This window comes from Pseudoalteromonas sp. SA25 (assembly GCF_011378705.1).
GTDB lineage: Bacteria > Pseudomonadota > Gammaproteobacteria > Enterobacterales > Alteromonadaceae > Pseudoalteromonas > Pseudoalteromonas arctica.
Genome location: NZ_WTKV01000004.1, coordinates 126,711 through 140,552, shown reverse-complemented (window position 1 = coordinate 140,552; position 13,842 = coordinate 126,711). Strand labels below are relative to the sequence as shown.

The following is a 13,842-nucleotide window of genomic DNA, read 5'->3' as shown; positions in this document are numbered from 1 at the left end:
ATAAAAGGAACTTAACATTGAATAGATCGAAAACATTCAGATTGTTTATTAGCTCAACTTTTAGTGACTTCAAAGGAGAGAGGGAGGTTCTACAGAGCAAGATCTTTCCGCAAATAAGGGAGTATGCGTTAGAACAGGGATATGCTTTCCAACCTATCGATTTGAGATGGGGAGTGAGCAATGAAGCTCAGCTAAATCAAAAGACACTCGAGCTATGTTTAGATGAAGTTAAGGCATGTAAAGCATTCCAACACCCCAATTTCTTAGTGATGCTAGGAGATCGTTATGGCTGGGTACCATTACCCTGTGAGATTGAATCACTAGAGTTTGAAGCTCTTTGTAGAATCATAACTGAAGAAGAAAAGAAAAGCTTAAATAAATGGTATATAAAAGATCTTAATCAGCTTCCAATATCATATGTTTTACAAGAAAGAGTAGGTGAATTTATAGCTTTTGAGTCTTGGGGAAAAGAGGAAACTAAGTTAAGAGGTATTTTACAAAGGGCTGCTGAAAAGCTATTTTCAGATACTAAAGTCAACCGCCAGGAAAAAAGAAAATACTTTAACTCAGCGACAGAAGCAGAGGTAGATGAAGGAATTATTTCTTACTTAAAACCTACTATGTTTCAAAGAAAATTAATGAAAAAAACTCTAATATCGCCTGAAATAGATAGACAGCATATTTTTGGTTTTTTTCGCTCAGTTGCTTCTAGTTCAAAAACAGTTGATACATTAATTGAAAGTGTTGACGATAAAAAGAAAGCTAAAGCCTTTAAAAATAAGGTGAGCGAGATATTACTTCCTGAAAATAGTTTACAGATAGAAGTGAAGCAAATAGAGAATAATAGACTAGATGAAAGTTATTTACTTGAGTTTCAAGAAAAAATAACTCAGTTCTTGAGATCACAGATTGATGCCCAAAAAGAACGAGAAGAACAAAACCCTCAGACTTCTTTAGAAGTCGAGCTTGTAGAGCAAAAATATTTTTCAAAAATTAAACGTAAAAATTTTATCGGACAAGAGAAGCAGTTAAAACAAATTAATGAGTATATTTTCAATGATAATCAACAACCGTTGGGTATCATAGGTAAATCGGGGAGTGGTAAGTCTGCTTTGATGGCTAAGGCAATTAAACAAACACAACAAATGATGCCAAATGAAAATATATTATATTGTTTTGTTGGCGCAACGACTAATTCAACGTCTATGAAAAAGATACTCATTTCTTTATTCGAACAATTAAACATAGATGTTAGCAATGAATTACCATCGAATGGATCTATTTACTCCGAGCTAAGTAACAGGGATAATTTAAATAGCAGATTAGAAAAACGTATGTACTCTGAGTTGCTAAACGTAAAATCTCCAACTGTTATTTTTATTGATGGATTAGAGCAATTACATGACAGTACTAATTATTATTGGCTCCCTGATAAACTCCCCCCACAAGTCAAAATTATCATCTCAGTATTAAATGATGAAAGATACCCAGGCGACAGTAGTTCGTTCGATATTTTAAAAACAATCACAGACCAATTCGTTAAATTACCTTCTTTTGAGAAGCCGGCTGACCTTATTGATAGGCTTTTACTGCAAGCTGGGCGTACTCTACAAAGTCAACAAAAAGAAAGTATTTTAAACCACTTTAGTTCCGATATTACACCTTTTTCAATCAGTCTAGCTATCAGTGAAATGAAGCATTGGCATAGTAATAAAGTGGTAAATACAAGTAATAATGAATTGCTTTTCACCGGTAATAATTTTATCGATGATCTTATAAATACAGGTCATCACCATAAAGAGTTTGTATACAGGGTGTTGAGTTATTTACTCGCGTCTAAAGGATTAAGTGAGTATGAATTATTACAATTGCTGTCGGATGATGCTGATTTTATTGAATTGATAGCTCCAGATAATTGGCATCAGAATATTACGAAAGAGCTTCCCATCGTGCATTGGTCTAGACTGAGTTATGAACTTAAACCTTTTTTAAGCATTAAATTTGAAGGTGGTGCCCAGTTACTTTATATCTCTAATCGAGAATTTAGAGATGCCATTATGAAACTCCCTAATTTAAAAAAGCAGTACCAAGCTATTATAGAGTCCACACAGCATTTAATCATTAAAAGTCAAAAAAGTAAGGGAGCTTTTAGAAATGAGTGGGATGATCTCTATGCTATTTTGGTGTCGCAATTTTTATTTCATTTCCATGATGAAGAGGTACATCAAAAGTATGCAGAATTTATTGCTAAAACGCCTGAGATTATATTCTTTTGGCAAGAGAAATATTTTACTAACCTTCTAAAAATAGGAAATGATGAATACCTTTCAGGTAATTTGGAAAGTGCCAAGTGTGCTTTTAAAAGCTCTTTGCATGCAGCTGAACTTTTACTTATTAATGAAGAATCCAAAAGGCAGTGGATAATCGTTTATGTAGAAAGCATAAAAGGAATTTGCGATTGTTACTACAGCTTATTCGATTATGAGCAAGAGCAGTATTATAGAGAAAAATTAACCACTAAGTTATTTAGTTTATATGAAAATGAATATTCTGATGACGTGACGAGCCAATATATATATGCACTTGGTCAATTAGGTGAGTGTTATAGTAAGCAACAAAAAATGCACTTAGCTCTAAATTGCTTTAAGCAACAAGAAAGCATAATAACAAAGCTCTTCAGTCAAAACCCGACTCAGTGGGGGCTCGATTATGCGAAAGCTATTGTAGAGCAAGCTGATTATTATTATAACCAAGGGCAGATAGCATCAATACATGAGTACTTAGTTAATGCTAAAAATAATCTCACATTAGTTTTTAATGAAAATAAAATAAAATATGGTTCATTATATACAAGAATAATAAACTATATCGCTGAATCATTTGTTAGCAATAAAAATTATGACAAAGCTCTAGTTAATTATGAGGAGGTTTATGAACTTCGGAAAAGCCTTGTTGTACGAGGAAATAGTCAAACGGAATTAGATTATGCTCGCGCACTCAATAATTTAGCTACGATGTACCAGAGGCTTGAAATAATAGTTGAAGCGATTGATTTATTTAAGGAGTCTTTAGAGCTTAGGGAGAAACTTTATTTTATCAAAAAAACTGGTCGAGAAAAGTTATATTTAATCGGGTTAAAGCATCTTGCACAAATACATTTTTTATACGGAGACCCGATATATTCAATCACACTTTATGAAAAATATTGTGACGTAGTTAAAGCTCTTTATGATAAACATTCAAAAGAATGGGTGAAGAGGTATATAGCCGGTTTGGTTGATTTATGTGGCGCTTATACAAAAGTTGGTGAGACCAATGATGCATTGATAGCAATGGAAAGTGCCTATCAAGTAGCTAAAAGATTTTATGGAGAACAACATGCTAAAACAGAAGAGCTTTTATCTATTTTGGAGCTGATTAAAAAAAAGACTAAGTCTGATAGTTATGATCGGATAGAATTTGAAGATATTAGCGATGCTCTTTTTGACGAAAGTATCTCATCTGAACTAGCTTTTGAAAATAACAAGGAAAAAACAGATACAAAACCACAAGCAACAATGCTGGATTTATTTAGTATTGCAAAAGTAATTGCCTTACAGATTGGTGAAAATGAAATTACCTTGGATAGTTTTGCTATTGGAATTGGTCACATTGAGCTTAATTATGATGTTCAATCAGCACTTTCTACTTGGATTAATTTAGATGCTATTCCTAACTATTCAGATAGTGGTGCAATTTTGTATCACGCTGAACAAATAAAGGATATTAACCTTCCTATCTCAGACGATGTCTTACACTTGATTAGTGGTTTACAGATATTTATGTCTATTGATGGCCCTATTGGAACGTTTAGATAACAATTTTTCATAGCTACTATGATTTTTAGGGTAATCCCCCCGGAAAACATTAGGGAACTGTTTAATGAATAATAAACGCAATCATAGAGAGATTATATCAACGGATATTACAACAACGTTAGACCACATCATTATAATGCCGGTTTAGCGCCAAATGAATCTGAGGTTAGATATCAAGATTCTAAAACTGTGGCCAAATTTTATTGACCACTACACCTTCGTGTTAGGGTAGAATACTAAAATGATAAGAAAAATTGTTTAAAGGATGAAATGAAAACAAAACTATACCTAGGCCTCATCGGGGATGAGTTGTCTCAAGAAAACGGACTAAAGATGGCAGGGTTGTCACTTCATTCTTTTGTAGAGCTTCTCTTAAAAAATGCTCAAGTTAGCGATATTGCATCACTTCCATTTGAGCCTATACTTTTGACTTACCTTATAACATCGACAGAGAAAGAAATTCATCGAGAAGCTGAAAAGCTCAATTTAACTACAGAAGTACTGGATCCTTTAGGGACAACTGGGGAAGTGTATCAAGCAGACTTCTTAATAAAGAAGTGTAATGCATTGATGGTTGTTCATGATAGTGCTAACAGTCTTTTTGAGGGTAACACTTCTAGAGCCCACGCTATAATTGAAAGTGTAGTTTTTCCAGAAAAAAACATAACTGAGAATATGGAGTACTTTGCTAATAATGACGAGTTCCTTCCATTTTTATATGAAGTACGTGTTTTTGAAAATGAAGTATTAGCACATTTTTATAGAGATAATGAGGATGATGGATTTAATACATTTATTACTGACTTCAACAATATATCATCAGAGTTAAATGCAGTTTCAATACAATATACAGATGATAACTTAAGAGAGAGCCTGGCCTTTGAAAAAAAAGAAAACGAGTATAATTTAGCTGAATTCTATGACTTTGGCTGCAAGTTTGATGCACTGGCAAGTAACCATCAGACTAGAAGTAACTTAGGATTTTGGGTCTTATTTTCACTCACTCTTATTTTAGGTGCTTCCTTCTTACTCTATGCAAAAGTATTTACCCAAAGTCCTTGGTTGCTTATTGTTTATTTAACAGCTTACACAGGAGGCATATTTACATTCTATAAAATGAAGAAAAAAGCCTCTCTTAAAAAGCACTTAGCATATCGATTGTGCGCTGAAGTACTCAGGCTTAAGTTATTTCAGTTAGTCAGTTATTCTGGAAATAAAACAGATGCTTTCCAGTTTGAAAAGCAGGTGAGCCTAGCTAATGTTAAAACAGATTGGGTAGCGCACATAGTTAGAGCGTTTCCATTACATAAGGTTAGTGAAAACATAGCAATTTCGACGCGAAAAAAAATCATTTTAACCTCACTTATTGAGGAGCAACTTAGGTACTTCAACGTAAAGCTACATGGTAATACAGATAAAGTGCCTAACAGTACTCATAAGCCTAAGCCTAAGCTAGATGGTCTTGAGAAGCTGCTACATAGATTTACTAATACAGGGCTCTCTATTGTCGTATTTTGTACATTTTTAATGATCGTTGTTACATTAACCGCATTTAAGGTCAGTGTCTTCTATAAGCTTTATCCTATTAAGCATATTATTATGTTCCTTATTGGCTTTTTACCTCTGGTCGGTCTAGCTTTTGAACAGCTTGTATTTAATTTCGCGCTTGAAGAAAACGAGATGCGTTATCACCAGCAAATAAGTAAATTTAAATCAATAAAACGTTGGCTAAGTGCTACAGAATCAGAAGTAGGTATAGCTAAAATAACGAACCAACTCTGCATAGAGTGCGCACAAGAGAACTTTAGCTGGTATACAACGCGAATTAACCGTCAACATAAGCCAGCCAGCGGTGGATAGTTTATATCGTTTATAGATATCGAAGTAGTTATAAAGTGCAATAGTTATCATTCTATGAATTAGTTTTAGCAAGATAGGAATGATAGGAACTGAGTGCTATTAATCAAAAAGGAAAAGTGAATGGAAGCCAACAAGGGACCTCAGATCCCATTAAATATCACTGGCATAGCTATTTTAACGTGTTTTGTGTTGCTTACGATTGTGTTGGGATTATATGGGTTTAGTTCTGTTTATGTTGCTAAAACTAATATTACTTATCCAGATCTAACCCGTTGGTTGGACGTGTTTTACAATACAATCAAGTTGTTCTCGATGATCTCATCGCCTGCTGAGGATGCTATTAAGCATTGGGCCATTTCAGCGGCAAGACTAACTGCTGCATGTTCTGTTTTTTTCTCAATCGCGTTTGCTGCGTTTTTTGCCTTGGGGAGTTGGTTTAGAAGTAATTTGTTAGTGAAATTTTATAAGGAACATTATATTGTTTTTGGATTGAATAACGAAAGCCGCTATTTAATTGATGATTTACTTAGTAATAAAGAACGAGTCGTTGTTGTCGAGAAAGAGAACAATAACCCATTATTGAGTCACTATAAAAAGAAGCATGTTACTGTAATTATAGGAGATGCATCAGACCTTACAGTCCAATTAAATGCATCTATTTTGAATGCAAAAGCAATGGTTGCTATTACCGGGTGTGATTTAACCAATTTAGATATTTTGAAAACTCTTGTAAAATCAAAGTATAAGCCTGATTTATACTGCCATATAGGTATTGATAATGTAATGAGTTACAAGTTGTTTGAGCCCAGTGCTTTTTATTCTATTGCAAATATTAGAAAGCAGTCTTCTGGTCTATTAATTAATATATTTAATTTAAGTGAAAAGGCAGCTATCGAGTTAGTGCAATCTATGAATTTAGGTGGCAATACTAATACTAGCTCAAATGAAGGTGAAGCTGTCAGTGTACTTATTTCGGGCTTTGGTGAAATAGGTGAGTCGATTCTTAGGGAGCTATTATTACTTTCACATTTTTGTAACCATAAAAAAGTAAAAATCACAGTAGTAATAAAAGGACCTAACGATTTTTTTATTACTCATCACCAAGTGCTTGAGCATTGTAATGGTCGGGGTTTAGATTTATGGGATATTAGCTTTATTGAAACAGAAGAGCAGCTTCAAAATCCCTCTAACTTTAATCACATTATTGTATGCGATGAAGATGAAGATATCGCTTTAAGGAAAATACTTCATTTGTATGAGCTATGTACTTTAGAGCAGGCTAAAGCCTCGGATCATACAACTACTTTTCATTATTATAATGCGTTAAACCACGATATTGAACATCAACAAATTAAGTCCTTTGGTGCTTTTAAAAAAATATTAAGTGTTAATCAGTTATTAGATAGCAAAAGTGAAGTCTTTGCCCAGCGTAGCCATAACATTTACGTAAAGTCGGAGCTCAAATTTAGTGGTTCAACCCTCGATGAGCTATCTAGACAAATAGAAATACACGACAAAGAGATTACTGAGCCAACTAAATGGTTGCATTGGCTCAATCAACCCCTCTTTAAGCGACGTTCAAATTTTACAGAAAAGCGCCATTTCCCAATGAAATTATTGGCTTTAGGTGGCGATATACCTACCTCAGTGTTTGAAGGGTCACCAGTAGAGACTGAGTCCTTAGCGTACCTACCTTATTTGGATGAGTTCTCTGATTTAAATATAGACCTTATTCAACGCTGGGTTGTATTCATTAAAAAGAAAACTGGCTTGAATAACCAACAACTCACACAAAGAATACATGCGTTAGCAAGAGCTGAACATGACAGATGGAATGCATTCCATATTGTGAATAATTGGCGATATGGCGAAGTGAAAGATGAAGCGATGAAAACACACGATTGCCTATTAAGCTGGGAAATGCTCAAAGATAAAAAAGCAGAAACACTTAAATATGACTATAAAAACATTTACCATATTGCTGAATCCTTGGCCTTAGGAGAGCAAAGTTAATAGGTGAGGATACTGCTAATTTAACAATTACTGCACCTGAAGTAATTCAAAGTATAGATTTAGTATTTTAGTTGAGAGTGTCAGATGTTGAATATGAGATTGCGTAAGATACAACCATTTCAGTTGTAAATTTAGTAACGTCTACATCCGTTAAGGGATTATGTTCATTTCTCAGTAAATATAGTGAAATTATTAAGGAAAATATATGTTTAGCAAAGATAATCGAGAATTTCGTGTTTTTATCTCATCAACTTTCAACGATATGCATGATGAGCGGGATATGCTGAACCAGCAAATATTTCCAGAAATACGTAAGATGTGCTGGGAACGTGGTGTTAACTTTTCTCCGGTAGATCTCCGCTGGGGGATAAATAGTGAAGATACAAGTAATGGCGATATTTTAAGTGTTTGTTTAGGAGAGGTAGCAAATAGTCAGCCCTTCTTTATAGGTATATTAGGCCAACGGTATGGCTGGATCCCAGAAGAAAGAGAGAGCGTTCTAAAGGTAGAACATCAGGAAAATTTGGATGTATTCGTCTCTGAATCATTAATACAGAAGCAAAGCATAACAGAGATGGAAATAAGGTATGGGGTGCTGAAAAATACAAATGCCGTAGATGCTTTTTTTTATTTTAAAAAAGATTACCCATTAGGTATAGAAGAATCTGAGTTTTCACAAAATAAATTGGCACAGTTAAAAGATAATATTCGAAGTTGGGTAATAGAAACCGATAATACAGAGCATTTATTTGATGGCTATACCTCTTTAGACTCATTAGGGAAGAGAATCAGAGCAGATCTGATAAAAGTGATTAAATATCGTTGGCCTGAAATGGAAGTACCTTCCAAAATTGAGCGAGCTAACTTTAGACTCCAAGGCTATATCCAGTCTAAGCGTCAGGATTATATTGCAGACGAAACATCAATTTCTAGGCTTGATAAACACCTCGATAGTTTACATAATCAATGTGAACGAACGGTAGTCATTTGTGGTCCATCAGGTATAGGTAAATCTGCATTATTGGCTGAGTGGGCTTATAGAACGAAAGAGCGGCGAGTAGATGCATTGATCTTTGAACATTATCTTGAATTAAATGGTCATATATCAAATCAAGAGTTAGTAATTCGTTTACTGCACGAACTGAATGCGCCAAAAAATGGAATTGAACAAGCCCAACAACTTAATCAACTGGATAAGTATATGCGAGAACAGTTACAGGCATATAAAAAACCGGTAGTTTTAATTCTTGATTGCAATGGAAACAAAGTTTATAACTGTTTTACTGACCTACCTGAAAATGTTTTGATCATAACCACAAGAACTCACTTAACAGGTGGGCTGACATTAGAAGTCCCGCAACTAAATGACTATAGACGAAAACTAATAATTGATAAGTTTACCAGTCGTTATAGTAAGCGATTAAATAATGAGCAAATCAATCTTATTGATGCTAATTCATTAACAAGAAATCCACTTTTTTTAAAAACAGTGCTTGATGAAATACGTTTATTTGGACGTTTAAAGGCTCGTACAGCTCATGGTGTATCAAATGAAGTAACAGCTCATCTGAAATATTACTTAGAGAGTGAGGGCTTAATTAGCTTATTTGACAAGGTCATTGAGAGCCGTGAAAATGCTCTTGGTCGTGACTTAGTCAAGTCGATTTTGTCATTAATTCGAATATCACTTACTGGACTGACAGAATACGAGCTGTATGAATTACTTAAAAAGCATGGGCTAGATTGTACTCAAAGAAATATTATTGAAGTGCTTCGTCTATTTGATCCCCAGCTGTCATATATGGGTATTGATGGCGGAACTTACCACTTTATAAATCATATAATGGATGATGCTGTTTGGAGTCGCTACAAGTTATCTGAAGCTATAGGGGGGAGACTTGAACTACATACTTTACTTGCTGACCATTTTTTCAACTTTTCGGGTAGACTTTCATCTTTAAGATTGAGGGAAGCGCTCCCTTATTATCTAGTTGAGAGTAAACAATGGCAAAAACTGGATCATTTTTATGCCGAGCTTTATGCGATATCCCCATCAATTGACTATAGTGATGGAGGTTATTTGATTGGAAAGCTTCGTCGTATTTCTGATCTTTCACATTCAAGATTTTTAGCATCAGTTCGTGATAGCATCACCGTTATTATGGCCGAGTGGGATCAAGAAAATACTCTAAAAACTCTTTTTGACTTAAATAAACAACTTTTCTTTACCAATAAAGTTAAAGGTGTAGATGGTGGGAATGAGTTACTCGAATCTTTAGCTATTATTATAGAGGAAAAAGGGTTGAAAAAATTTTCTCAGTATGCAAAAGCGATACATCCGGAACAAAGCACAGTATTTTATTTCTGTAGTACAATTGATCGAATATTAAGTTTTGCTCCAAATAAAATATCTTAGTAACAGGTCGTTCATGTTTATTACCCATATTAATGCACTTTAAAGCGCGGCTTGATGAAGCGACCGCAGCGAGCTACATTGGTAAAACGATAAAATATACACTCAATCAATGGCCGAAATTAATGCGACATAGTGAAGATTACGAACTAGGGATTGATAATAATATTATTGAGCGAGATATTCGGCCGTTTATTATCGGTAGGAAAACTGACAATTCTCAAAGTCAATTAATGGTGCCAAGCAAGCGCCACATACTATAATATTGTGTTGATGCGTAGTGAAAGTGACATCAATTCCTATTACTGCTTTCTGCATTTATTTAAAACGTTGCCGAATCGAGATGTGGGTGATGATAATTTTACCGACCTAATGCGGTGGAATGTACAGCTAGACTTCGATCATAACTAAGCGCACAGTTTAAATGCGCGCTTACTTTAAAAAGGCTACGTATTTTGCGAAGAATCAAAAGTAAAGTACCCAGTGACTAAAGAACACAGGGCTTCTTTGGGCTAACTTTTGAGAGTACTTTTAATTTACGACACAATCCCTTGGTAATTATACTAAATACAGCTAAATCTTAGTATTAACCCTATTAACTATACTGCTCACCTTAACTTTCGAATTAACAATACATTCATTAATCCCACTTAAAACAACATTTAATTTTTGAGGCAACCCATCAATATTTTTCCAGCTCTCGAATGTACTTTCTATAAGCTTACTTTCAGCACTGGAGCAGGCTGTCATAAAATTATATACAAACCACTGCGAACCTTCTTTGGGGATCCGACTTAAAATTCGAGCTTTATTTTCAGTAATGTAATGAGCAACGAACGCTCTATTTTTTGCGTTCAGAGCCGGAAATTGGAATCGATAGTCAATCGTAAATTCAGTTGCTAAATCACTAAGTAGCAACTCATAAAATGCAGTGATTTGTGAAGCTTTTTCTGTGGTTCCTAGCGAATCCAGCAAGTCTTCTTTAAATTTGATACCACCTTTACTAAACATCTTTACTAGTTTTCGATACTCAATATCCGATGAGTGGGCAGCAACAACTCTTAAAATAGATACTCGATGGAGGGAATCCATAATATTGCCTTCCTTGAGAATGTTTTTTGCAAACTTTATGGCTGTCTCCGATTTTAAATAAACACCATAAAATTCTAACCAATCTCCACCATTACGTTTATTAAAGACAGTTTTCCAATCAATATCTGCTGGTAACTGTGACAGCAAATAACGTGTATAAGACGGCTTCAAGTGAGTTGGAATAAACTCAATGAAAGAGTTTATAAAACTATTTAATGCTTTTGATGATTCAATACTATCTGTAGGGAGATTATTTAGTGTGAGTATTAGCGTGTCTACATAGCTTATATAATCAATATAGGCAGAGCTTGCCAATGCTTCATTATTTTCCATGTAGGATAATTTTTCTGAATCGCTCAATAAATTGAGTGGAAACTTAGCATTGTTGGTTTTATCCATGTAACGAAAGTACCCAACGCCTTGTGTATCAATAAATACTTGTGTTGTAGGTGAAACCCCATCTAAAGACATACTTTCAGTATTTAAAAGCACATTTTTATAGGTTAATTTACCTGTATCGTACAGCTTTAATGTTAAAGGAATACTCCACAGTTTATCCTTCTCAAAATAATTTTTTTGTTTTACGTAAAGTTGATCCCCCTCGCGATACATCGTTACGAGCGGATAGGATGAATGATTTAAAAATGAGGCAGGTATATTTTTTAGTGTTTTTGGAAGGAAGTGTTCAAAAGTAGCTAAAGAGGTTACGCTTCCTTTTGTATTATCTACATACTTGCGTATCAGATTTTTAAACGTATCTTCACCCATGCTCTGTTCAATCATCGCTAATACAGAGAAGCCTTTACTATAAACAAGCTGGCCTGTTCCATCTTGTTCTGTTGCAGATCTAACTTGGTGTCTTACCGCGCGTTGTTTATCGTTATCGTCCTCTAATGAAACTGATTGAGGAGTATAAGTACATTGAGCCTGTGTCGGATAGTAGTGTTGGATAATGTGGGCTGCAAAAAATTCACTGAAGGATTCATTCATCCAGTAATCATCATACCATTGCATGGTTATGTCATTACCAAACCACATATGTGCGATTTCGTGAGCGATAAGTTTTCTAAAGTTACACATATCATCATCGCTTGCACCAAGTTCAGGAATTTCTTTGGGGCTAAGTGCAATTAAACCTACATTTTCCATCGCTGCACTGGATTCAAAAGGGGCAATAAAAAAGTCTAATTTATCGTATGGAAAAGGTTGCGCTAAATAATCTGATAAATAGGTAATCGTGTTGTTGATGAGGGTAGGTATTTCTTCATGGTAAGCATAGATTAATCCTTTTGGTGAGAACAGCGTAGTATTGTAGCGTGTGCCTGCTAGTCTTTTTTTATCAAATACACCGACTGCAATAGCTAAAACATCGGTAGGTATTTTAGTTGTTTTCTCAAACCTAATAACCTTTTTATCAGACTCAACTTTTGTAGATAATATTTTGCTATTGTGAAGGGCGTTAAGGTCTGATGGGATTGTTAAAGTAAACTGAAATACCGTTTTTTTATCTGGTTCATTAAAGCTTGGGAAAACGCGCCGAGCTTGCATTGGTTGAAATTGTGAAAATATATAAGGGGCTTCTGTATCACTTTTTTGAACAAATACCCCTCGTGCTTGGTTAGAAAACTCACCTTTAAATTTAATGTGCAGCTTTGCTTGACCGCTGATCATTTCGTCTAGTTTATGGTGAACTATGTCGAAGGTATTCGGCTTTTCAATGGGCAAGCTTACAGAGTGAGCATTATGAGTTAATTCAACAGATTCAATCACTAAATGTTTGCTATGGTAAGAAATAACATCAGTTGGTATGTGTGCACTTAAATCAAAGGTAGTTTCGCCTGAAAAACTAGCTTTAGAGGGATCTAAATCCAGACTTACTGCCTGTGAATTTAGAATAATGTTTTTAGGTAACCTATAATCGTTGGCTTTTATGGGGGAGGAGAATAGGGCTATTAAAAGGTGCAGCGCAAAAAAATACTTCAAGTGACATTCCATTTCGTCTTTTTATTGTGAAGAACTAAAATACCAACCTAGTTCTTAAAAGCCAACGTATTTTAAAAAGTAAACATCATCAGAGGTGTGAAAATTAGTTCGTATTGAGAGCTGCTATTTATTTGAACATTCGCTCTGAGCTAAATATTCAAGGAAGATTAAAAATTAAGAGCAAAGCTTGCAAGTTGAGTGAGAACGCGAAGTACTAATCAGGAGGTTATATATTCATGGGTAGATAGGCTTTTAAAAGCAGTTTATATAGGGTGAGGTAACTTGTACTTTATATAAATAGTGGTAGCTTTCAGTCGCATATCTCTCCAAGTATTAAATACGGTATTTTTACGAATAAAACAGTTCCATTCACAGCTAGAGTACAAATCTTTTTCAGTTATGTGCTTTTCGATTAGACCACTTGCTGTCTTTAAGCATTGTAAAGTTTTGAAATAAGAATGAGATTTTATAAAATCAGAAGTCATTAAAAAGTCCAAAGGCATTTGGCACTTTGCTGTTTTAGAGTGTACTTCCTCGATTAGGTTATTTAACAAATGAAAATCATTAGTCAAAACTATGTGCTCTCCAAGCTATATTATATATCTATCAGTTAGCAAATAAGTG

The 13,842-nt window shown here is 34.6% G+C and carries 5 protein-coding genes and 1 pseudogene; 5 read left to right on the top strand and 1 reads right to left on the bottom strand.

Features of this window, described 5'->3' with window-relative positions; translation table 11 throughout:
- Positions 1-17 precede the first annotated feature (17 nt).
- The 5 genes and pseudogenes from GQR45_RS04790 to GQR45_RS04770 all read left to right on the top strand — a co-directional run.
- The gene (locus GQR45_RS04790) at positions 18-3,857 is read left to right on the top strand and encodes a DUF4062 domain-containing protein (protein ID WP_165725285.1); all 3,840 of its coding nucleotides are present in this window, start codon (positions 18-20) and stop codon (positions 3,855-3,857) included.
- Between the two features lie 270 nt (positions 3,858-4,127).
- A complete protein-coding gene (locus GQR45_RS04785; protein ID WP_165725284.1) occupies positions 4,128-5,717 on the top strand; it encodes a hypothetical protein in 1,590 nt (529 codons plus the stop codon).
- Positions 5,718-5,837: 120 nt separating this feature from the next.
- On the top strand, positions 5,838-7,730 hold the full coding sequence (locus tag GQR45_RS04780) for an NAD-binding protein (protein WP_165725283.1): 1,893 nt from the start codon (positions 5,838-5,840) through the stop codon (positions 7,728-7,730).
- A gap of 205 nt (positions 7,731-7,935) precedes the next feature.
- A complete protein-coding gene (locus GQR45_RS04775) occupies positions 7,936-10,146 on the top strand; it encodes a DUF4062 domain-containing protein (RefSeq protein ID WP_165725282.1) in 2,211 nt (736 codons plus the stop codon).
- A 68-nt stretch (positions 10,147-10,214) separates the two neighbouring features.
- Positions 10,215-10,406 (top strand): annotated as a pseudogene (locus tag GQR45_RS04770) (transposase); the annotation flags it as partial.
- A 310-nt stretch (positions 10,407-10,716) separates the two neighbouring features.
- On the opposite strand, the gene GQR45_RS04765 reads toward GQR45_RS04770, so the two are convergent.
- Positions 10,717-13,218 carry a M1 family metallopeptidase gene (locus GQR45_RS04765; RefSeq protein WP_165725280.1) on the bottom strand — a complete coding sequence of 834 codons (2,502 nt, stop codon included), beginning with the start codon at positions 13,216-13,218 and terminating at the stop codon, positions 10,717-10,719.
- Positions 13,219-13,842: the final 624 nt, after the last annotated feature.